Annotated in this window: 23 protein-coding genes; 7 read left to right on the top strand and 16 right to left on the bottom strand. The window is 57.7% G+C overall.

Going from position 1 to position 20,427, the window contains the following annotated elements:
• Positions 1-49: 49 nt before the first annotated feature.
• The 6 genes from OVA03_RS10290 to OVA03_RS10265 all read right to left on the bottom strand — a co-directional run bounded on the left by OVA03_RS10290 (position 50) and on the right by OVA03_RS10265 (position 5,836).
• Complete coding sequence (locus OVA03_RS10290) at positions 50-2,047, bottom strand: phosphocholine-specific phospholipase C (protein WP_267524278.1); 1,998 nt, start codon at positions 2,045-2,047, stop codon at positions 50-52.
• A gap of 61 nt (positions 2,048-2,108) precedes the next feature.
• Positions 2,109-2,387, bottom strand: coding sequence for a hypothetical protein (locus OVA03_RS10285; RefSeq protein WP_267524276.1), 279 nt, complete (start codon positions 2,385-2,387; stop codon positions 2,109-2,111).
• Positions 2,384-3,679 (bottom strand): hypothetical protein, encoded by a 1,296-nt coding sequence (locus OVA03_RS10280; protein ID WP_267524273.1) that lies wholly within the window; start codon positions 3,677-3,679, stop codon positions 2,384-2,386. Before OVA03_RS10280 ends, OVA03_RS10285 begins: the two co-directional genes overlap by 4 nt.
• 137 nt (positions 3,680-3,816) lie before the next feature.
• A complete protein-coding gene (gene rplT, locus OVA03_RS10275; RefSeq protein ID WP_267524272.1) occupies positions 3,817-4,179 on the bottom strand; it encodes a 50S ribosomal protein L20 in 363 nt (120 codons plus the stop codon).
• A 14-nt stretch (positions 4,180-4,193) separates the two neighbouring features.
• Positions 4,194-4,391: a 50S ribosomal protein L35 gene (gene rpmI / locus OVA03_RS10270; protein ID WP_189485106.1), complete on the bottom strand. Its 198-nt coding sequence runs from the start codon at positions 4,389-4,391 to the stop codon at positions 4,194-4,196.
• A gap of 128 nt (positions 4,392-4,519) precedes the next feature.
• Positions 4,520-5,836, bottom strand: a complete 1,317-nt coding sequence (locus OVA03_RS10265) for an MFS transporter (RefSeq protein WP_267524269.1) — start codon at positions 5,834-5,836, stop codon at positions 4,520-4,522.
• A gap of 164 nt (positions 5,837-6,000) precedes the next feature.
• On the opposite strand from OVA03_RS10265, the gene OVA03_RS10260 reads away from it, so the two are divergent.
• Positions 6,001-7,281, top strand: coding sequence for a Y-family DNA polymerase (locus tag OVA03_RS10260; protein WP_267524267.1), 1,281 nt, complete (start codon positions 6,001-6,003; stop codon positions 7,279-7,281).
• Between the two features lie 114 nt (positions 7,282-7,395).
• Here the strand turns inward: OVA03_RS10260 and OVA03_RS10255 are convergent, their stop codons facing one another.
• The 3 genes from OVA03_RS10255 to OVA03_RS10245 form a co-directional block, all read right to left on the bottom strand.
• On the bottom strand, positions 7,396-7,746 hold the full coding sequence (locus OVA03_RS10255) for a cupin domain-containing protein (protein ID WP_267524265.1): 351 nt from the start codon (positions 7,744-7,746) through the stop codon (positions 7,396-7,398).
• Between the two features lie 151 nt (positions 7,747-7,897).
• Entirely contained in the window at positions 7,898-8,419 is a 522-nt protein-coding gene (infC, locus tag OVA03_RS10250) for a translation initiation factor IF-3 (protein WP_189485992.1), read from the bottom strand.
• 191 nt (positions 8,420-8,610) lie between these two features.
• A complete protein-coding gene (locus OVA03_RS10245; RefSeq protein ID WP_267524263.1) occupies positions 8,611-9,777 on the bottom strand; it encodes a glycosyltransferase family 4 protein in 1,167 nt (388 codons plus the stop codon).
• A 43-nt stretch (positions 9,778-9,820) separates the two neighbouring features.
• Here OVA03_RS10245 and OVA03_RS10240 point away from each other — a divergent pair, with 43 nt between their 5' ends.
• Positions 9,821-10,588 (top strand): alpha/beta hydrolase, encoded by a 768-nt coding sequence (locus OVA03_RS10240; protein ID WP_267524261.1) that lies wholly within the window; start codon positions 9,821-9,823, stop codon positions 10,586-10,588.
• Here the strand turns inward: OVA03_RS10240 and OVA03_RS10235 are convergent.
• From OVA03_RS10235 to OVA03_RS10215, 5 genes are read right to left on the bottom strand one after another with little or no spacing between them, the layout of a single operon-like run.
• A complete protein-coding gene (locus OVA03_RS10235; protein WP_267524259.1) occupies positions 10,567-11,439 on the bottom strand; it encodes an SDR family oxidoreductase in 873 nt (290 codons plus the stop codon). The two genes, OVA03_RS10240 and OVA03_RS10235, sit on opposite strands and share 22 nt — an antisense overlap.
• The gene (locus OVA03_RS10230) at positions 11,432-12,394 is read right to left on the bottom strand and encodes a KpsF/GutQ family sugar-phosphate isomerase (RefSeq protein ID WP_267524257.1); all 963 of its coding nucleotides are present in this window, start codon (positions 12,392-12,394) and stop codon (positions 11,432-11,434) included. Before OVA03_RS10230 ends, OVA03_RS10235 begins: the two co-directional genes overlap by 8 nt.
• Before the next feature lie 13 nt (positions 12,395-12,407).
• Entirely contained in the window at positions 12,408-12,674 is a 267-nt protein-coding gene (locus OVA03_RS10225) for a hypothetical protein (protein WP_267524255.1), read from the bottom strand.
• Positions 12,675-12,728: 54 nt separating this feature from the next.
• Positions 12,729-13,115, bottom strand: coding sequence for a hypothetical protein (locus OVA03_RS10220; protein WP_267524254.1), 387 nt, complete (start codon positions 13,113-13,115; stop codon positions 12,729-12,731).
• A 10-nt stretch (positions 13,116-13,125) separates the two neighbouring features.
• A complete protein-coding gene (locus OVA03_RS10215; RefSeq protein WP_267524252.1) occupies positions 13,126-13,398 on the bottom strand; it encodes a DUF1653 domain-containing protein in 273 nt (90 codons plus the stop codon).
• Positions 13,399-13,464: 66 nt separating this feature from the next.
• On the opposite strand from OVA03_RS10215, the gene thiD reads away from it, so the two are divergent.
• Positions 13,465-14,247 (top strand): bifunctional hydroxymethylpyrimidine kinase/phosphomethylpyrimidine kinase, encoded by a 783-nt coding sequence (gene thiD, locus OVA03_RS10210; protein ID WP_267524250.1) that lies wholly within the window; start codon positions 13,465-13,467, stop codon positions 14,245-14,247.
• A 57-nt stretch (positions 14,248-14,304) separates the two neighbouring features.
• On the opposite strand, the gene OVA03_RS10205 is transcribed toward thiD, so the two are convergent.
• Positions 14,305-14,697 (bottom strand): hypothetical protein, encoded by a 393-nt coding sequence (locus OVA03_RS10205; protein ID WP_267524249.1) that lies wholly within the window; start codon positions 14,695-14,697, stop codon positions 14,305-14,307.
• A 208-nt stretch (positions 14,698-14,905) separates the two neighbouring features.
• Positions 14,906-15,262, bottom strand: coding sequence for a hypothetical protein (locus OVA03_RS10200; protein WP_267524247.1), 357 nt, complete (start codon positions 15,260-15,262; stop codon positions 14,906-14,908).
• A gap of 253 nt (positions 15,263-15,515) precedes the next feature.
• Between OVA03_RS10200 and OVA03_RS10195 the strand changes: the two genes are divergently transcribed.
• The 4 genes from OVA03_RS10195 (at position 15,516) to OVA03_RS10180 (ending at position 20,290) form a co-directional block, all read left to right on the top strand.
• Positions 15,516-16,676 (top strand): phosphoserine transaminase, encoded by a 1,161-nt coding sequence (locus OVA03_RS10195; protein WP_267524245.1) that lies wholly within the window; start codon positions 15,516-15,518, stop codon positions 16,674-16,676.
• A 200-nt stretch (positions 16,677-16,876) separates the two neighbouring features.
• Entirely contained in the window at positions 16,877-17,494 is a 618-nt protein-coding gene (locus OVA03_RS10190; protein ID WP_267524244.1) for an acyloxyacyl hydrolase, read from the top strand.
• A 380-nt stretch (positions 17,495-17,874) separates the two neighbouring features.
• Positions 17,875-19,164 carry an adenylosuccinate synthase gene (locus OVA03_RS10185; RefSeq protein ID WP_267524242.1) on the top strand — a complete coding sequence of 430 codons (1,290 nt, stop codon included), beginning with the start codon at positions 17,875-17,877 and terminating at the stop codon, positions 19,162-19,164.
• Positions 19,165-19,492: 328 nt separating this feature from the next.
• A complete protein-coding gene (locus tag OVA03_RS10180) occupies positions 19,493-20,290 on the top strand; it encodes a response regulator (protein ID WP_267524241.1) in 798 nt (265 codons plus the stop codon).
• Positions 20,291-20,427: the final 137 nt, after the last annotated feature.

Raw genomic sequence — 20,427 nt, 5'->3', positions numbered from 1 at the left:
TAGGCGAAAGCCCCGCGTCATGAAAGCAAAAAATGTTTCCGTGTCCCGCTTAGGCCAGGTCCAGTCTGGCCGCGCCAAATCCTGCCGGATCAGACAGGGATGGCTTGCCGTCTTCGATATGACCGCTTAGGCGCAGTTTACTCGCACCCGAAGTCAGGCTCAGATCGTACCAGTTATGGCTAGCGGCCAGATCAACGGTCACCAGACGGGTTTCCTGCGGCGTCAGGGCGATCGTCTGGGCCGGGGCGCCGTAGGCTTCGTCGCGCAAAATGACGGTCAGCGGGGCTTTGGTCAGATTACGCAGTTCCAGTCCCTTTGGCCCCCAGTCACAGGTGAAGGCGGCTTGCCCTTCGATCCGGCGGAAAAACCCGTTCGGGCCGGATATCCACAGATTAACGGTATCTTTCAGCGGCATGGCGACGGCCTTACCGGCGTTCACCGTAAAGCGGCGCGGAATGGCGGCCAGGTTATCCATGTCATAGACATGAAAGACAGCCGCCCCTGCGAGACTATTATTGGTCAGGCTGAGCTGGCGATCAGCGGTTACACCGCACCCCAAGTCATAGGGCGTGGTCCGGCGCGGCCGTTGGCCCTGTGCCTGAACCGGTGCAACCAGAGTTTCCGGCGCCTGCGGCTTGGTCTCACCGCTTAAGCTTCGGGCGCGGTCGGCCAGTTCCGTGGTTTGCGGCATGGCGGCAAAAAACGGCTGGTCATTGGGCGTTTTGAAATCGAAACATGAGGTCAGATCACCGCACACGGCCCGTCGCCAGGCGGAGATATTAGGTTCTGATACGCCAAAACGGGCCTCAATAAAGCGGATGACCGAGGTATGGTCGAACACTTCTGAGGCGACATAACCACCCTTTGACCACGGCGAGATCACATACATCGGCACGCGCGGGCCAAGGCCGTAAGGACGGTTGCGATATTTATCGTCGCCCTGATGATATTCGGGCTCCGCCCCTTCAGCAAAGCCGAGCGGTGTGCCGTTTTCATCCAGGGATGGCGGTGCGGGCGGCGGCACATGGTCGAAATAGCCGTCATTTTCGTCGAAATTAATCAGGAAAACGGTCTTGGCCCAAACTTCAGGATTGGCGGTGAGGGCATCAAGCACCTTGGCGGTATAATCGGCCCCTTGGGCGGGTGATGAGGTCGACGGATGCTCAGACCCCTCAGCCGTGCCGACGATCCATGACACCTGCGGCAGTTTGCCCGCCAGCACATCCTCTTTGAGCTTATCCAGATCGCGGGTGCGCACCGACCGCTTCGCCAATTCAGCCAGCTTGCCACCGGTCGCTTTGTCCGCAGCGCGATAGGTCTTGAAGCCGACGAGGGGGTTGTCGGTGAAGTTATCCTTCATGTCCTGATAGACCTGCCACGACACACCCGCGGCACTCAGGCGTTCAGGATAGGTCGTCCAGTCATAGCCGCCGTGGCCTTTGGGATCGTGCTTCATGTCGTCATAGCCGTTGTCGATAACGGGGCCATTAGGGCCGACGTTTTTACCGGCCCAGTGGAATACCCGGTTCGGATTGGTGCCCGAATGCATGGCGCAAAAGTAAGCATCACACAGCGTAAAGGCATCGGCCAGCGCATACTGGAACGGGATGTCGGCGCGGGTAAAATAGCCGAGCGAATGATTGTGCTTGGCGGCCGGCCAGTTATCCATGCGGCCGTGATTCCAGGCGTCCTGCGCATCCTTAAGGCTGTGGGGCGTGCCCTCGACCCGCATCAGGCGGAAATCCTTGGCGGTATTGAGTGCAAACGGCGCGATCAGACGCGTCTTATCCTCCTCACGCGGTTGGGCAAAGACGGTGCGGTCATGCGCCACAGGGATGGGGAAGCGGTCGCCAAAGCCCTGCACCCCGTTCATAGCCCCGAAATAGTGGTCGAACGAGCGGTTTTCCTGCATCAGGATGACGATGTGCTCGACATCTTTGATTGTGCCGGTACGCACTTTTGCCGGAATATCTAGGGCGCGGGCAATGGCCGGAAAGGCAGCGAAGCCTGCGGCGGCCTTAAGCAGGGTGCGACGATTGTGGGGCATGGCGGTCATCCTTGGATAAGCCCTATGCCATAGCCGCACCGTTTGTCATATTTGTTACAGTTCAGGCCGCGTTTGATTTTTTCTCTGTATCGATCTTTTCCATCTTGGCCTCATCGAAAAACGACGGGTGATGCTGGCGGATATCGTCGAGCCACACTTCAACCTGCCCCGATTTTAGGGCAAAGGGTGATTCTTTCTTGCGGAACATGTCCCGGAGACGGCGTTTGGCGGGCATCAGGCGCACGGCCTCGTGCGGGCCGCTCTCGCGCATCAGTTCACGCAGGATCTTGCGCGTGGCCGTCAGCTTTTGGGCAGATTTCATGATGGCACTAAGGTTCATGACTTCACTCCGTCACGATAGGTCTGATAGCGGCCGCGTTCCATGCTGAGGATCGAGATCGGGCGCGCCACGCTCGACTCTTTCATCAGTTCATGCTCGATCACGGGCAATTCCATGAACTTTTGCGCATAGTCGGCTAAGATACCGGCATTGGCTGAATCCAGCAATGGCCCCAGCTTGGAGCTTACCCGGTGCCAGCGTTCCATGCGGGCCACATGCAGCCCAGCGTGCGGGGCCATTTGGGCGATGGGGCGCAAGGTTTTCACCAACTCATCTGACAGTTTGCGGTTGGTCTGGCCGATGGTGCCGCCGATTTCTTTGATCACCGCCAGCAGGATATCTTCGGTGGCGTGCAGGGCGTGGTGCTCATATTCCGGCATGGCCCCGGTCAGGAAGGCGCGCGTCAGATCATCCTGGGCATAGGTTTCAACAATAACCGGCTCTGAGGCCGCACTGGGGCTGTCGCTGCGCAATATGCGGTATTTAAGCGTGCCGCCAAACGCACCGATAAACTCCATCGACACCATGGCGGGCAGGGCATCGGCGGCCCCGAAACCGGCGATCACCAGCCCGGTCGTATAGCCATAGGTATGTTCCGGCAGCCACTCCAGTAGCAGGGATTCGGCGGCCAGTTTCAGCACCTCTCGCACCAGCGATTCCGGGTACTGAGCGCCCTCAAAAATGCGGCCCATTTCCTCGCTTAAAGTAGTGCCGATATGGGCATAGATGTAGTCGGTCAGGGCTTGCCCAGCCTCGATCCGGCGGCGGGGCAGGGGATCGCGGGTCTTGCCCGTGTGATCCGTGGCCGTGATCGGATCGACCGCCTCAAACAGGATATCCTCACGCAGAGCGCTTAAGGCCCGTGTGGCGATATCGGTATTGACGGGACGGGCGAACTCCCAGCCCAGCTTGACCATACCCGCCGCGTAATCGAGCAGAAAGCCACGGATATAGACGGAAAAACTCTGCTGTTCGGCGTTGGCATGGGGCGTCAGGCCCAGTCCCGATACGTCGGACAGGCCCGCAATCATCGCCTTAGCATAGGCCTTGACCGAGCCGATATCGGGTGTGTGCTGAAGCTTAAACTGACCGAACACTGTCTTCCACGGCAAGCCCCCGAAATCGCCACCGCCATAGATCATGGCGGCTACCGGCCCGCTGTCATCGATGACGAAGATCTTTTCGACGCCGGATTGCGAGACACGATATGCCTCGCCGTCAGAAATGGTGACCGCGCTGTCGGCCCCCATAACGACGGCCTCAAGATTCATCAGTAATACTTCGCTGGTCACGCAAATTCCCCCGCCGTCCCCATATAGTTAATCAACCATAGCTGAGGCCAAAAGGAAAGCCGGGTGTCAGGACTCCGGCATGAAAAAACCCCGCCATCCGAAGATGACGGGGTTTAATCTCAATCTTTTCAGATCAATTAGGCAGCTTGCAGAGCGGCGCGAACCTTATCGGCAATGGCCTTGAAGCCATCGGCGTCGTGCATCGCGATGTCCGACAGAACCTTACGGTCGATGTCGATCGCAGCGACGGTCAGGCCGTGGATGAACTGCGAATAGGTATAGCCTTCGATACGGGCAGCCGCATTGATACGCTGAATCCACAGAGCGCGGAAGTTACGCTTCTTGTTGCGACGGTCGCGGTACGCATATTGACCAGCCTTATCGACGGCGGCCTTAGCGGTGCGGATGGTATTCTTGCGGCGGCCGGAAAAACCCTTAGCCTGGGCCAGAACTTTTTTGTGTTTGGCGTGTGAAGTTACGCCTCTTTTAACGCGAGCCATGTTTCAGGTTCTCCTTAGGCGTAGGGCATGTAGGATTTGATCTTGATGGTGTCGGCATCCGACATCACCTGCGTACCGCGGTTCTGGCGGATGTACTTGCCATTGTGCGAGATCAAACGGTGGCGCTTACCGGCAACGCCGGCCTTTACCTTGCCCGAGGCCGTGAAGCGGAAACGCTTCTTGGCGCCCGATTTCGTCTTCAGTTTTGACATTTCATATACAGCGGGATTAGCGCTGTCCTCTGGATAGAAGAAATATCCGCCAAGGCATGTCATGGGCCCGGCGAACTTGGGAAGGCGGGTCATTACAGGATAAGGACTTTGATGGCAAGCGGAGTCTTCTACCGAATACCCATCTTTTGTGCCGCCTTATCAACCTGAAGCGCCATCCATGCGGCGGGCAGGCATAATACCGCGCCAAACAGGATCGGGGCGTCCGGCCCGAACCGGCTAAACAGGAACCCGGCAAGTATAGGGCCTATGATACGGGCGACCGCCCCCATCGACATATTGAACCCCAGCATTGCCCCTTGCCGGTCGGGCGGGGCGGCTTTTGAGATCAGGGCCGAGATGTTGGAAAAAACGACGGCCTGACCCACCGTGCCGAACATGACAATTGGCGCGATCAGTATGGCCCACTGATTAGCCCCCTGAAGGATAAAGCTGGCCCCAAATAGCGCAAGTCCGCCCGCCATGACCCTGGCTTCACCATAGAGCCTGACCAGACGGCGGGTGAGTACCACCTGCATCAGGGCGGCGGTGATGCCGATGCACAGGAATATCATGCCGATATCCTGCGGGCCCCAGTTGTAGCGGTGCTTGGCCCACAGGGCGAAGATCGACTCCAACCCTGCAAAGGCGCCCATATAACAAAGCGTGGCGATGATTACGCGGCTGATGACCGGATTGGCGCGAGCCTCGCTGAACGCACCTAAGAAATCAGGCGGCTTGGCATGGCTTTTGGGGCGGCTTTCCTTGACGAAGAACACGACCCCCAGAGCGGCAAGGCCCGCCATAACGGCGGCGGCATAGAGCGGCAGGGCGTAGACCTCATCGCCGGAATTACCGGCATCGCGCGCCAGTACTCCGCCGATAAACGGGCCGATGATGAAGCCAAGCGAGAACGCCGCCCCCAGCAGGCTCATGCGTGACGCCCGCTGATGGGGTTCGGACATATCGGAAATATAGCCCTGAATGGTCGAGATATTGCCGGACCCCAGACCGCTCAAAAACCGGATGAAGATCGCCAGCCAGATATTGCCGCACAGAGCAAGGGCGACATAGAACAACACATTGGAGGCAGTGGTGACCAGCAAAACCGGCTTGCGTCCCAGCCGGTCGGACAGCCAGCCCCACAAAGGCTCGGCAAAAAACTGTCCTAGGCTATAGGCTGAAAACATCAGCGCAACCTGAAACGGCCCGGCGTTGAGATGCTCAGCAAAAAATGGCAGCAGCGGCATGACGATGCCGAAGCCGACCATATTGACGAACACGACCGAAAACAGCGCCACCAGCGCGCCATTATCGCGCAATCCGTCCCTTATGCCCTTGAAAAACGGTGGTTTGGGCGCGTGAGGTGGCTTGGGCGGCGAGGAGGCGCCCGCGTCGGAAACCAAACGCGTTTCCGGTTTTTCGGGCAGGGGTACAGGGTTCGACATAGGGCCACTTTGCAGTATGGGGCGCGGGCTATAGACAATTTGACCGCAGGTGCGAGGGCGTTTTGATGGAGGCGTTATGTACGCCGTGGCGAAGCATATGGCCAGTCATGACTTGACATTATTTAAATGTTCTTGATATGTTCCGAATTGAAAGGTGCAAGAACATGCCCGCAGCCAGCCCCGAAGACGACATAAATTCGAGTAACCTCAACTGGTTATATCTCGACATGAATTCCTATTTCGCCAGTGTCGAGCAGCAGGATGACGTGCGCCTGCGTAACCGTCCGATGATTGTCGTGCCGGTGACCTCGGACTATACCTCAGCCATTGCCGCCAGCTATGAAGCCAAGGCGCTGGGGATTAGAACCGGCACCAGTGTCAGGGAGGCGCGGGCGCTGTGTCCGGCGATCCAGATTCGTGAGGCACGGCCGGACCGCTATGTTCAGGTGCATAACCGCATATTGGAAGAGGTTGATCGCACTTTGCCAATCGAAAAGGTCTGCTCGATTGATGAGGTCGCGTGCCGACTGACGATGGGGCAACGCCATGAGGCGGCAGCTAAAGCTTTGGGCTACCGGATTCAACAAAATATCATGGCCAATATCGGCGAATGTCTGAGGTCGTCTATCGGGATTGCGCCGTCACGGATGCTGGCCAAGACCGCGGCGGATATCGTCAAACCGTTGGGGCTGACCGTGCTTAGGCAGGACGACTTGCCGGGGAAGTTGCTGGATCTGAAGCTGAACGACCTGCCGGGGGTGGGGGCCTCGATGAACCTGCGGCTGAACAAGGCGGGCGTGTTCACCGTGGCGGAACTCTACGCCTTGCCCGCGCCACGTCTGCGTCAGATCTGGGGCGGGATCGGCGGCGATAATTTCTGGTACAGCCTGCACGGCATTGACCCGCCGGAGATGGATACCGTCCGGGGATCGATCAGCCATTCCCATGTACTGGCGTCCGATCTGCGCCCGATTGAGGCGGCGCGCGGGGTGGCCCGGCGGCTGGTGGCCAAATGCGGGTCGCGGCTGCGGCGCATGGGCTATAAATGCGGGGGCTTACATCTGTCGATCCGCGCCGACCGGGGTGATGGCCGCGCTCAGGCCGAGGCCCATTTCGATGTTACCGCCGACAGTTTTCGGATGATTGAGGTCATGGACGGCTTGTGGCGGCACTGTGCGGCCAAACTGAACAGCCCGCGCGTGAAAAAGGTCTCGATCACCTGTACGCGCGTCATACCGGCCGATCTGCCGCCTGATCTGTTTGGCTGGACGCCGGAAGGGGCCGAAGATGCGCGCCACATGCTGGTGCTTAAGGCGCTGGACGGGTTAAATCAGAAATTCGGCAAGGACGCCGTCACCATCGGGCCGCGCACCAAGGTGCATGGTTTTGTCGGCGCGAAGGTGGCCTTTAACCGGATACCGGAAAACGCCGAATTCTGGGAGTAAAAATCGCGGTATTTGGCCATCTAATACGCAGTCTGCGCTGGCAGGTACCTGAATGTACCTGCGGCGCTTGCCGGCTATTATATGCCTCAAATCTCACGATTTTCAGGCCGGTGATTAGATGCGGATGACGTAGGTTTTCAGCGTCGTTTCAACCACTTCCCAGATGCCGGTAAAGCCGGGGCGGATAACGAACTGCGATCCGGCGGTAAGGGTAACTGATGACGCGCCGTCTTCGTGCAGGATAGAGACGCCCTCAAGGATCGTGCAAAACTCCCATTCGTCGTAAGCGGTCCGCCATGACCCCGGCGTTGATTGCCACAAACCGCTGAACACGGTTTCATCCGCTGAGGTTTCCAGATTCCACGTCAGATGCTGCGGCTCACCTGAGACTATCCGCTCAGGCAAAGGCCCGCCCACTTCCGGCTCCGGCAACGCATTACGATCAAACACCAATAGCTTTGACATAGTCGCTCCAAGAAAAATGCCTCAGCATTAATGCTGAGGCATTTAAATGATTAAAGTAAAAATTATCGAAGAACCGCTTCGAGATAATTTTTTCAAATCAGCAAACATCGAAAAGTATTTTGGCTTTAGCCAAAAACTTTATCGATGAGTTCTATTTCGGCGCCAAAATCATGATCATCTGGCGGCCTTCCATACGGGGCTCGTACTCGACCTTGGTGGTGGCCTCGAAATCGGCCTTCACCTTTTGCAGCAGCTTCATGCCCAGTTCCGGGTGGGCCATTTCACGGCCGCGGAAACGCAAAGTCACCTTGACCTTATCGCCTTCGTCAAAAAAGCGGGTCATGGCTTTGGCTTTTACCTCATAATCGTGAATATCGATATTGGGGCGCAGCTTGATTTCCTTGATTTCGACAACCTTTTGCTTCTTGCGCGCTTCGGCCTTTTTCTTCTGCTCCTGGAAGCGGAACTTGCCGTAGTCGAGAATTTTGCAAACGGGGGGATCAGCAGTCGGAGACACTTCGACAAGATCAAGACCGGCTTCTTCGGCAGCTTCGATCGCTGCGGAGGTCGGCATGATGCCTTGTTTTTCGCCATTGTGGTCGATCAACAGAACGCGCGGAACCTTGATGTCCTGATTGATACGGGGGCCGTCCTTAGTGGGCGGTGTTTGAATGGGGCGACGAATAGTTAGTCTCCTGATATTGTTAATACGGTTTGCGCGAAATTTTAAGGGTCGCGTCACGCGCGCGATTATGGACTATAGTAGGGCTGCCGATCAATCCCCTGCCGCCGGAAAATAGGCGCAATCGGTTAATTTTCGGATATTAGCCGCTTTATGCATGTAAGTGTGCGCCCCTGACCGTTTCAAGACAGCAGACGGCGATAGATGTCAAGGGTTGCCGCGCACATGGCCTCTAATGTGAACTGAGCCCGGACATGCGCCATGCCTTTGGCACCCATAGCGCCCCGCTCGGTTTCCGGCATATTCAGGGCGCGCTCGATGGCGTTTGCCCATATGTCAGCATCGCCCGGCGTAATCAGCCAGCCGGTATCGCAGTCAATTACGGTCTCAGACGTCGCGCCATGATCGGCGGCCAGAACAGGCTTGGCCATAGCCTGCGGCTCAACCGCCGTGCGGCCGAACGCTTCGGGTTCAACGGACGGGGCCAGCGCAAAGTCGCACAGCATAAAGGCGGCCGGCATATCGGCGCAGTGGCCGACCATATAGACCTGATCATTCAGGCTATAGGTATCAATCAGCCCTTTAAGGTGGCGCTCATAATCAACGCGCCCTTGAGAATCACCCGCAAACACGACGCGCACATCCGTGAGGCCGCGCTGTCTCAGGCGGTGCAGGGCTTCTAAGATCAGTTCATGACCCTTCCAGCGCGTCAGCCGTCCGGCCAGCACAAACAGGGGGCGGATATCGTCCGCACGCAAATCCCAGGCTTTGCGTAAGCTTTCGACCTGTTCCCCTGTGACGCGGGTGGGGTCAAAGCGCTGTATATCAACGCCGCGCGGGACGGTTATGACCTTACCCGCATCGACACGGTAGTGGCTCAAAATATGGCGGCGGGTAAATTCGGAATTGGCAATGGTGAGATCTGCGCGCACCATCCACGAATTGTACCAGCGTTTCAGCTTACCCCTGGCCTTATAGATGCCGTGATAGGTGGTGAGACTTTTGACCTTGCAGGCTTTGGCGGCATTGATGGCGGCAAGTGCTGGCGCGCGCGAGCGGACATGGACGATATCGACCTTAAAGGCGCGGATAATTTTTTTCAGGCGGAAATAGTTCTTAAGCTGTTTCAGCGGGTTCTTGGAATGCACCGGCAGGGGGATAAGGACGGCACCGGCGGCCTTGAGGCGGCCTTCCATACGGCCGCCTTTTGAGGCGACGATCGCCCGACCACCGGCCTTGACGATGGCCTCAGCCATATCAAGCGTTGTCTGCTCGACCCCGCCGGTATCGAGGTTGGGCACGACCTGTAGCACGCAGTGGGGAAAGGAGTGGTCCGGCGTATCCGCCATTTTGATCTTTCGGGAAGGGTAGTAAGTCTGATATGGCGACCTTATGACCATGAACCCTGATGATAATCAAGATGCGGTCCGTTTTTGGCGAACCCAGAGCGGCCACGACCTCGCTTACCGGCAAATCACGGGCGCTGGCCCGACCGTGCTATGGTTGGGCGGGTTCAAATCCGACATGACCGGCACGAAGGCGCAGGTTCTGGCGGATATGGCGGTGCGCGCAGGGTTTGGTTTTGTGCGCTTTGACTATTTCGGTCATGGCGCAACCGGAGGGGACTGGAATGCGGCCCGCGTCGGCCTGTGGCGTCTGGATGTGCTTGAGGTGGTTGATAATCTGACTGAGGGGCCGCTGGTGGTCGTGGGCTCCAGCATGGGCGGGTGGATGACGACCCTGCTGATGAAGGATCGGCCGGAATGGATCAAAGGGGTGGGCTTTATCGCGCCGGCGCCGGATTTCACGCACGAATTGATGCTGCCGAATTTGAACCCGGAAGAACGCCGCGCGCTGACGGTTTCCGGGGCCTTTGTCATGACCGGCTATGATCAGGATGTCGCCATGTCGCAGGCCTTTTTTGATGAGGCCAAAGACCATCTGGTGTTTGGGGCACCGCTGACATTCGACGGGCCGGTGCGTATTCTGCACGGTATGAAAGACGATGTGGTGCCGTGGTCGCACGGCGTGAAACTGGCCGAACATATCTCCGGTAATGATGTGCGCCTGACCCTGATCAAGGACGGCGATCATCGTTTGTCGGGCGCAAAGCACTTGAAGTTGCTGACGGCGATGGTTCAGGAACTCATTGACGCGTAGATAGCCGCTAATCCTTCGCGATAAGTCGAATATTGCGGCCGCCAGCCCAGTTCGGCCTTGGCCAAGGCATTGGAAACGCGTTTGTTTTCGGCATAAAAACGCTTCATGCCGCCCGACAGGTTCGGATCATCAAAGGCAATTTCCGGCGGCACCTCAAACCCATAGGTTTGGGCCGCATAGACCAGCACCTCATCGGCGGGGGCCGGTTCATCATCGCACAGATTATAGATGCCGCCGGGGCGGGGACGTTTGACGCTGGCCATCAGGGCGGTGGCGCAATCGCTGTCATAAAGGCGGCTGAACACCTGACCGGGCTTATGGATGCGGCGGGCGGTGCCATCCGTCAGACGTTCCAGCACATTGCGGCCGGGGCCATAGAGTCCGGGTAAGCGAAACACGGTCACGCAATCGCCCGTATGCTGGCCAAGGCCGAGCCACTGTTGTTCAGCATCCACACGGCGCTGGCCTTCGCGCGAAATAGGATTAAGGGCGCTGTCCTCAAACGCCCAGCTGCCGCCACGATCGCCGTAAACCCCCGTCGTCGACAAATAGCCAATCCAGCGGCGGCGAGGCGCCGCTGCCGAAACCAAAAGGGGGCTAAGGGCGGTGAAGGCGGGGCAGCCTTCGTCATTTGGGGCAGCGGTCAGTAGGATGACTGTGGTCTGTTCGACGGCGGTTTTAAGGGCCGTTGGGTCGGTGGGATCAACCGCGATGATGCCCTGCGCCGTCAGTTCAGAGCGCTTTTCGGGGGCGCGGGCAGTGGCTGAAATGGTGTATCCGTCGGCGCGTAAAGCCTCGGCAAAGGCCGCGCCGATAAAGCCATAACCGAATATAAAGGCGTGTTTAAACAACGCCGGCCCGCAGCACATCATGGACATGCAATATGCCAACGGGGATGTTGTTGTCGGTTACAAACAGCACGGTGATGCGCTTTTCGTTCATGATCTTGAGCGCCTCAGCCGCCAGCATGGTGGGCGATACGGTCAGCGGTTTTGCGGTCATGACCTCAATGGCGGTCTTATCCATCAGGCCGTCCATATGGCGGCGCAGATCGCCGTCGGTGACGACCCCGATCAGGTGGCCATCGCCATCCACTACCCCGACCGCGCCAAAGCGTTTTTCGGTCATGGTAATCAGGGCGGTCGGCATGGGCGCGGATTGCGCGACCAGCGGCACTTCAGTGCCGTGCATAAGATCGGACACAGATTTCAGCGCCGCCCCCAGCTTGCCGCCGGGATGATAGGTGCCAAAATCCTGCGCCGTGAAGCCGCGCTTTTTCATCAACGCTACCGCCAGACAGTCCCCCAGCGCGATTTGCAGGGTCGTTGAGGTCGTCGGGGCATCAACCCCGTCAAACGCTTCGGGCGCATTCGGAAAAATCAGCGGAATATCGGCGGCCTTGCCGAGCGCGCTGTCGGCGCGGGCCGTGATGCCGATGAGGGTAATGCCAAAGCGCTTGGAATAGGCGATAACATCAGCCAATTCCTTGGTTTCCCCCGATTTCGACAGGGCCATGATCACGTCGTCAGGCCCAACCATGCCCAGATCGCCGTGGCTGGCTTCGGTGGCGTGCACAAAAAACGCCGAGGTGCCGGTTGAGGCAAAAGTCGCGGCAATTTTCTTACCCACATGGCCGGATTTACCGACGCCGGTCAGGATGACGCGGCCTTTGTGGTCAAACAGGGTGTCGATGGCCCGTTCAAAATTATCGGCCAACGGGCCGCGCTCCAGAGCGGTGGCCATCTGCATCAGGGCCTCGGCTTCGATTTTCAGGACATTACGGGCGGCTGACAAACTATCGGACATAAGATCTCGGAAATTATTGAGCGGCGGCGGCAGAGGCCGCGGTTTGGGCTTCGGTGGCCTTAAGGGCAGCTTTTTCAGCGGCAAGGCGTGCGGTCTCAGCCTGCTTATGGGCTTCGCGGGTGGCGCGCTCACGTTCCATGCGCACGAAGTCGGGCAGTTCAATATCTTTCCCGAACGGCGCGGGTGAGCGTGATCCGATCCCTTGTGGCCACACCAGACTAAGCGCGATCATGATCAGCGCCACGGCGGCCATTACGGGATAAAACAGTTTGTCGGGCATTCGGCACCGCCTTGTGAATATGGGTGGCGTTATAGGCCCGCCTAAGTCATCACGTCAATTATTAGGCCTGTAAATATCAAAGGCGACCTGAAAATCAGGGTCAGTGACGATGGTGTCATCACTGAGGCCATAGCGACCCGGTGGGATAAGCTTGAAGGCCCCCGGCACCAGCGGCAGGTTGAGCGTTTCCCCCGCCTTAGTGCCCACCATAGACAGCACAAACCCTTCTTCGCGGTTGGCGCGGATCAGCCGTCCGGCCAGAATCTCATAGCCCACCAACTCATCATGGGCGTCAATGTCGTTCAGGCGCACAATCACCACGGCACCACGCATGGCGGTCAATATCGGATCATGACTATCGGCAAACACCTCCGGCGCCAGTTCGTTCCACAACGATTTGGCGGGTTCAGGGGGGAGGTGTTTTTTTAGTCTCTGTCGCATGAAGACAAATTCAACCGGTATAGGCGAAACGCGGCACGGTTCCGTCCTCAGTCTGAACGGATTCTGTGAACATGGAAAGCGGCCTGACCCATAACCGTGCGTCACCGGCACTCTGGGCCTCTGGCGCGTACAATACCATGACCTCTTCGGTTTCTGAGTGGGTGACGGTGCCGAACACGATGTAATATTTGCCCTTATAGTGGCGGTAGTGGCCGCTCTTTAAGGTGCTTGCGTAAAAATCCGCCGCAAAAGGCTTACCCGTATCGAAAGCAGGAGCAGTCATGATATATGTTACCTATATGAACCGGGGGGATTATAGACAACGAAACTCAAAGTGAAGCCTTTAATCATGCACCGCGTCCTTATTATCGCAGGCTCTGACCCCTCCGGCGGGGCGGGCATTCAGGCCGATCTGAAAACCGTCACTTGCCTTAAGGCTTACGGCATGACGGCGATCACGGCGCTTACCGTACAAAATACGCTGGGGGTGACGGACGTGTTTCCGATCCCCGAAGAAGTTATTGCCGCTCAGGCCATGGCCTGTATCGAAGACATTGGCGTTGATGCCGTCAAGACCGGTATGCTGGGCTCTATTGGTGTGGTCGAAACCGTGGCCAGCGTGCTTGATCTGGCCGGCGATGCCTTTCGCGTCATTGATCCGGTCATGGTGGCCAAGGGCGGTCACAGGCTTTTACCCGAAGCGGCGATCGACGCCATCCGCCATCTGTTGATCCCGCGCGCCGATCTGTTGACCCCCAATGCGCCGGAAGCCGCCGTTCTGACGGGTATGTCTGTTGAAAATCACGATGACCTGCAACGGGCGGGGGAGGCTTTGCTGAAAATGGGGGCCAAGGCGGTGCTGATGAAGGGCGGGCATGTTGAGGGCGACGTGGTCTGTGACCTGCTGATGACCGGAAACCGCGTCGTGCGTTTTGAGGCTCCGCGCATTGAGACCCGCCATACCCACGGCACCGGCTGTACCCTGGCCAGTGCCTGTGCCGCCCTTTACCGCGAGGATATGGCCCTTGAGGGCATGGTGGATAAGGCGCGGGCCTATGTGCTGAATGCCATAAAGGCCGCCCCCGGTCTGGGGGGCGGCCATGGCCCGTTAAAACATAACTGGGCGATATAATTTTTTGTCGCGCATTTTATCCAAAAACCGCTTCACACTTTTTGGAATGCGCTTTGGTTAATATCTACGCCCATTGTAGTCGCGGCTATTATAGGCAACCGCGCGCGACAGGTCCTGGGTGCGGCGGTTGAGGATTTGCATCTCACGCCCGTCTATGCCGCGGCCTGAGCGTTCAAACTGATGCGACAGGCGCTCAAGATCGCGCAGTTCGGCCCGCAGGCGGTATTCTTCGCGACGGCTCAGATTGCCGTGGCGCGCGCCACGATCAATCTGGCGATCCAGTTGATCAAGGCGGTAATCGATACGGTCATCGCGATGATCACGACGGTCTTCGCGGTAGTCGTGGCGGTTGTGGTCATAGCGGCTGTCGGCCATAGCGGGGACCGAAGCGGCGGCCATACCCGCGCAAGCAAACGCGGCAATGGCAAAAGCTTTAAACTGGGTTTTCATCTTTACGTCTCCTGTTGTGGGTTGGCGCTGTCTCTCAGCGTTGAGATCATTTAAGCACTTGCCACCTGAGCCGTTCCTGAACGGTGCGGTTCATATTCCGTTCAGCCAGATGAATGGAAAAACATATGATTACAGAGCGCAAAAAAGCCTCCCGAAGGAGGCTAATTTGTTCTCTTTTCTCCTCCCCACTAAGTGGGGAGGAGAAGGGCTAGTAGCGGCGGGTCTGACGATCGTGGGTGTTGTACGCCACCTTTTGCGACAAACGATCAATGCGTGAGGTCAGGATATTCATTTCCTGACGATCGTAGCCGCGGCCGGAACGCTCAAACTTGTTCGACAGCTTTTCGATGTCGCGCAATTCGCCTCTCAGGCGGCTGGCTTCGTTACGGTTCAGTTCGCGGGTGCGGACACCACGGTCAATACGTTCATCAAGCGTATCGAGACGACGCTCGACGCTGTTTTCGCGAACGTGCGAATGGGGCGAGTCGGCCAGAGCGGCGGTAGAGGCAGCGCCCATCGACAGGGCAACCAAAGCCGCGGCGGTGAAGGTCTTGATCGTTTTCATAACTTGGCTCCTTAGAAGCGCATCCCGAAAAGTGTGAAGCGGTTTTTCGGAAAAGATGCGCGTTGATACAAATAGGTTCAGCGCTTAATCTCAGCGTTGACGCCATATAAACATACCGCCCCTGAGCCGAACCTGAACGGTGGGGTTCATCTTCGGTTCATGAGCGTAAATGATTTTGGGATAAGACCCCTTGTGTTTGGCGGGCTTTGGACGCAAAAGGCGCTCACCGTTTTACACATCCGGGGTGCCTTCGATGACCGCCAAACCTGCCCGCTTGATTGAGAGACCATGGTTCTCCTCCGGCCCGACCGCCAAGCGTCCCGGCTGGACGCCGCAGGCCTTGAGTGCCGCCCCTGTGGGCCGCTCAAACCGGTCTAAGGTCACGGTCGGTCGGATCAAGGAAGCGCTGGAGCTGACCCGCGATATCTTAGGCATCCCCGCTGACTATCAGGTCTTCATGACCCCGGCGTCGGATACCGGTGCGTTCGAAGCGGCGATGTGGAATCTGCTGGGACTGCGTAAGGTTCAGGTGGTCGCTTTTGAAAACTTTGGGCAGTTGTGGGCCGATGATGCCGTAAAGCATCTGAAACTGGATGCCGAGGTTTTGTCGGCACCTTATGGCCAGTTACCGGATCTGAGCCGGATCGATCCCGAAGCCGATCTGATTTTTCCGTGGAACGGTACGACCTCTGGCGTGAAGGTGCCGGATGCCGCGTTCATCAGCGATGATCATCAGGGTCTTGTGTTGTGTGATGCGACGTCGGCGGCTTTCTGCATGGATTTGCCGTGGGAAAAGCTGGATGTGACGACCTTCTCCTTTCAAAAGGCGCTGGGCGGTGAAGCGGGCATTGGCGTGCTGATCCTGTCCCCGAAGGCCGTTGAGCGGCTCAACACCTTCGATCCGGGCCGCGCCATCCCCAAGGTCATCCGCCTGCGCAAAGGTGATGCCGCCGACATGACCATTCTGGGCGGCGATGCCATCAACACCTATTCGTTTCTGGTGATCGAAGACTATCTTGATGCCCTGAAATGGGGTTTGCGCGAAGGCGGGTTAGAGGGGCTGATTGCGCGCTGCGAGCAGAATTTTACCTATCTGCGCGAATGGGTCGAAGCGACGCCGTGGATCGATTTTGTGGCCGAAAAGGTTGAAACCCGCTCGACCACCTCGGTATGCCTGAAGTTTGTTGACCCGGCTATTGTCGGCCAACCGGCTGAGGTTCAGGCCAAGCTGGCCTCTAAGGTCAACGCTTTGCTGGAAGGTGAAGGGGTCGCCTATGATATTACCGGCTACCGCGCCGCCCCTCCGGGCCTGCGTATCTGGTGCGGCTGCACGGTCGATGCCGATGACATCTGCGCCCTGCTGCCGTGGCTGGAATGGGCTTACGCTGAGGCGCTGGAACACATCTCGATATAATCGAGATGTGTTCCAATTTTTTTGACGCGCATTTATTTCCGAAAACCGCTTCACACTTTTCGGAATGCGCTATGACAATTTGAACTGTCTGTAGCTTAAAAGCAGCAGTGGCAGGGAATTTTCGCATATACGGGCAAGGCTCTGGCGCAAATGCACCAATCAGTTGATAAGTTGCGCGGCTGTATTTCAGGGATTTATTCATGATTAAATCGGGTTTTGTGGGCGCATTAGCCTTGGGCGTGGTGATGCTGGCCGGATCGGCATCGGCGGGTGAGATTTATGGCGGGGCCTATGCCCATGACGTGACCTTTCTGGGCGAAGCGCTCGGCATCGGCGCGGCGGGCCGTGAAGGCGGGGCTGATATTGAGCTCGGTTGGCGCTCGGATAAAAAAGAAACCTGGGATTTCTTACGCCACCCCAGCGTCTATGTGATGGCCGCCGTCAACACTCAGGGCGATTCCAGCCATATCGCCACGGGCCTGACCTGGAAGGTCAATTTCGGTGAAACGAAAAAGTGGTTCGTGCGTCCGGGCTTTGGCCTGGCCTACACCGATGGCTATGATGAGCTTCCCGATTTCCGCACACCGGGCCTGTCGCAGGAAGAAATCGCCCGCCGGGTCGCCATGCGTGACGACCATATCGAATTTGGCTCAAAGTTGCTGTTCCAGCCCAATATAGCCCTGGGTTATGACCTGAGCGAGCGCACCTCGATCGAGCTGGCCTATATCCATCTGTCGAACGGTCAGATTCTGGGTCAGGGCAAGAATCAGGGCCTTGATGATCTGGGGCTGCGCGTCAGCTATAAACTCGGCAAGTAAAGCGGAATGATCGTTAAAGGGATCATTCCGCTTAAGCCGCCATTGCGGCGGCGGCCAAGGTGGCGTAGCCACCGCCCGGCGAGGGACTAAAATAAGTTCAGAACCCATATTGTTTCCATTGAAACGATATGGGTTTTTTGTGCGACGAAACCGCACCGGATCAAAAAGTCCGTTACATCCGGTTAAACCGCAGATGTGAACCAGTTTGCGGTTTCAATGTCGGGCTTAATGGTCTAAAGCGCATGCCGAAAAGTGTGAGCGGTTTTCGGCTAAGAATGCGCGTCTGAGTTCAAAGCCTGCAACCGCTTGAATTATGTATTCGCCCGCACCGGAAGCTTTCAGACGCTCTCCGGCGGGCTTTTTTGCGGAGAACGTGAACCTTGGCCAATGTGACCGTTGTGGGTGCCCAGTGGGGCGACGAAGGTAAGGGTAAGCTGGTTGACTGGCTGTCCAATCGCGCCGATGTGGTGGTGCGCTTTCAGGGCGGTCATAATGCGGGTCATACCCTGGTGGTCGATGGTAAGGTCTATAAACTGTCACTCCTGCCGTCCGGCGTGGTGCAGGGTAAGTTGTCGGTTATCGGCAATGGCGTGGTCGTTGACCCGTGGGCGCTGTTTGACGAAATTGCCCGTGTTGAGGCGCAAGGCCTGAGCATAACCAACGAATTGCTGGTGCTGGCCGACAATGCCTGCCTGATCCTGCCGATCCACCGCGAACTGGACGCCGCGCGTGAAGCCGCTGCCGGGGCCGCCAAGATCGGTACGACCGGGCGTGGTATCGGCCCGGCCTATGAGGATAAGGTTGGCCGTCGTGCCATCCGCGTCGGTGACCTTGAGGATTTTGAGGCGCTGGATGCCAAACTGGATCGTCTGCTGACGCACCATAATGCCCTGCGTCGCGGGCTCGATCTGGCCGAAGTGAATAAGGCCGAACTTCTGGCCGGCCTGAAAGAGATTGCGCCGCGCCTGCTGTCGTTCGCCAAGCCCGTCTGGTATGTGCTTGATAAGGCAAAGCAAGACGGTAAGCGTATCCTGTTTGAAGGCGCGCAGGGTGCGCTTTTGGATATCGACCACGGCACCTATCCGTTTGTGACCTCCTCCAACACGGTGGCAGGGCAGGCGGCTGCGGGGTCCGGCATGGGCCCGCGTTCAGCCGGCTATGTGCTGGGTATCCTCAAGGCCTATACCACCCGCGTCGGCTCCGGCCCGTTCCCGACTGAACTGTTCGATGAGATCGGTGAGCGCATTGGCCGGGTGGGTCATGAGTTTGGCACCGTTACCGGTCGCGCCCGCCGCTGTGGCTGGCTGGACGCCGTGCTGGCGCGCCAATCCATTGCCATCAACGGCATTGACGGCATCGCCTTGACCAAGCTCGACGTGCTGGACGGGATCGAGACCCTAAAAATCTGCGTCGGTTATAAACTGAACGGCGACGTCATCGACTATCTGCCGTCGGGCATCAAAGCCCAGAGCGTGATCGAGCCGGTCTATGAGGAATTAGAGGGCTGGTCGGAATCGACCCAAGGGGCGCGCTCGTGGAAAGACCTGCCCGGCAATGCGGTCAAATATGTTCGCCGCATCGAAGAACTGATCGGGGCGCCGGTAGCGCTTCTGTCCACGTCTCCGGAACGGGAAGACACCATCCTGATGCGCGATCCGTTTCAGGATTAATTATCTCTCCTCCTCCCTACGCCAGCGCTTATATCGCGCAGCGGTAACGCACTTAAGGCGTGGGGAGGTGGCAGAACGCCTTTGGCGGGCTGACGGAGGGGTACATAGCCATCATTGAGAACGCTTAAAAGAAAAGTAAGAATACCCCTCCGTCTGCTCGTTAACTCGCATCCACCTCCCCACTGCGTAGGGAGGAAAATTAGCTTGCGATTAATGTTACCGCCCTCAGAGATGAGGGCCTTTTTTGTTGCAATGATACCGCGCAAATAAAATCTATTTTTACTAATAAGGCTTAGAGTGCGGTAACATTCACTACGGCTGGAACACTGTGTTTTCTCTCGACCCAAAGCTCGAAGCCAAAATTAAGCCCCACGTCAAGCGGGTTCTGGTGCTGGAAAGCAATCCGGCCTATGCGCGTATCCTCATGGATATGCTGCGGGTTCTGGGGACTGAGAAAACCATAGTTGAGACCAATGACCGCCGGGCCATGATGATCTGCGAAGACATGGACCCCCAGTTGATTTTTTGCGATCTTCGGGCGCAAAATCTTGAGGGCGCTAAGTTCGTCACGGCCGTGCGCCGGTCGGACATGAAATGCCGCAAGATCCCGATCATCATGATGGCGTCGAACGACTTGCCGGAAACGCTCAAAGAGGCGCGCGACTGTGGCGCCGATGAGATCATGAAAAAGCCGTTCGCGTCGGGTGATTTGCTGAAACGGCTTGAACATGCCGTCACAAAATCCCCGCCGTGGATTGAGGCGGTCATGTATGTCGGCCCTGATCGTAGGCGCTTTAACTCAGGTGCCGGACCGCGTAAACGGGCACCGGAGACTATGTCGGACGGTATGAAGCGGATTGAGCAGAGTGTGCGCATTTTGCGCGCCGCCGCCGATCAGTTTGATGTTGACCGTAAGCAGGCCAATCGCGCGATCGTGGCCCAGCTCGAAGTCTTGGTCCCGGCGTGCAAGGCGATCAGCGATCCCGGCTTCAAAGGGGCGGTGACGGAAATTTTCATGGCCTATAAGGGCGGCACCCTGAGCGGCGATAGCTTGCGCGGGCCGGTGGCGACGCTGGCCAAGCTGTTCCGCATCGATGATCCGCCCAAAAGCGAAGCGGTCGCTTAGCTATTTTAGCCCCTCGCCGGGCGGTGGCTCCGCCACCTTGGCCGCCGCCTCAGTGGCGGCTTGAGCGGAATAATTCTATCAAAAGTCATTCCGCTCTAAATAATAAAGCAAAATCCAAGCGTCGGGCCGCCCCGAGC

The sequence above is a fragment of the Asticcacaulis sp. SL142 genome, assembly GCF_026625745.1.
GTDB lineage: Bacteria > Pseudomonadota > Alphaproteobacteria > Caulobacterales > Caulobacteraceae > Asticcacaulis.
Note: the sequence above shows the minus strand (reverse complement) of the source record. Positions and strands in the feature narration are given on the sequence as shown.

Coding starts and splice junctions, on each gene's coding strand:
- OVA03_RS10290 (WP_267524278.1), bottom strand. CDS start 2,047: ATGCCCCACAATCGTCGCACCCTGCTTAAGGCCGCCGCAGGCTTCGCT.
- OVA03_RS10285 (WP_267524276.1), bottom strand. CDS start 2,387: ATGAACCTTAGTGCCATCATGAAATCTGCCCAAAAGCTGACGGCCACG.
- rplT (WP_267524272.1), bottom strand. CDS start 4,179: ATGGCTCGCGTTAAAAGAGGCGTAACTTCACACGCCAAACACAAAAAA.
- rpmI (WP_189485106.1), bottom strand. CDS start 4,391: ATGTCAAAACTGAAGACGAAATCGGGCGCCAAGAAGCGTTTCCGCTTC.
- OVA03_RS10265 (WP_267524269.1), bottom strand. CDS start 5,836: ATGTCGAACCCTGTACCCCTGCCCGAAAAACCGGAAACGCGTTTGGTT.
- OVA03_RS10260 (WP_267524267.1), top strand. CDS start 6,001: ATGCCCGCAGCCAGCCCCGAAGACGACATAAATTCGAGTAACCTCAAC.
- OVA03_RS10255 (WP_267524265.1), bottom strand. CDS start 7,746: ATGTCAAAGCTATTGGTGTTTGATCGTAATGCGTTGCCGGAGCCGGAA.
- OVA03_RS10245 (WP_267524263.1), bottom strand. CDS start 9,777: ATGGCGGATACGCCGGACCACTCCTTTCCCCACTGCGTGCTACAGGTC.
- OVA03_RS10240 (WP_267524261.1), top strand. CDS start 9,821: ATGACCATGAACCCTGATGATAATCAAGATGCGGTCCGTTTTTGGCGA.
- OVA03_RS10230 (WP_267524257.1), bottom strand. CDS start 12,394: ATGTCCGATAGTTTGTCAGCCGCCCGTAATGTCCTGAAAATCGAAGCC.
- OVA03_RS10225 (WP_267524255.1), bottom strand. CDS start 12,674: ATGCCCGACAAACTGTTTTATCCCGTAATGGCCGCCGTGGCGCTGATC.
- OVA03_RS10220 (WP_267524254.1), bottom strand. CDS start 13,115: ATGCGACAGAGACTAAAAAAACACCTCCCCCCTGAACCCGCCAAATCG.
- OVA03_RS10215 (WP_267524252.1), bottom strand. CDS start 13,398: ATGACTGCTCCTGCTTTCGATACGGGTAAGCCTTTTGCGGCGGATTTT.
- thiD (WP_267524250.1), top strand. CDS start 13,465: ATGCACCGCGTCCTTATTATCGCAGGCTCTGACCCCTCCGGCGGGGCG.
- OVA03_RS10205 (WP_267524249.1), bottom strand. CDS start 14,697: ATGAAAACCCAGTTTAAAGCTTTTGCCATTGCCGCGTTTGCTTGCGCG.
- OVA03_RS10200 (WP_267524247.1), bottom strand. CDS start 15,262: ATGAAAACGATCAAGACCTTCACCGCCGCGGCTTTGGTTGCCCTGTCG.
- OVA03_RS10195 (WP_267524245.1), top strand. CDS start 15,516: ATGACCGCCAAACCTGCCCGCTTGATTGAGAGACCATGGTTCTCCTCC.
- OVA03_RS10190 (WP_267524244.1), top strand. CDS start 16,877: ATGATTAAATCGGGTTTTGTGGGCGCATTAGCCTTGGGCGTGGTGATG.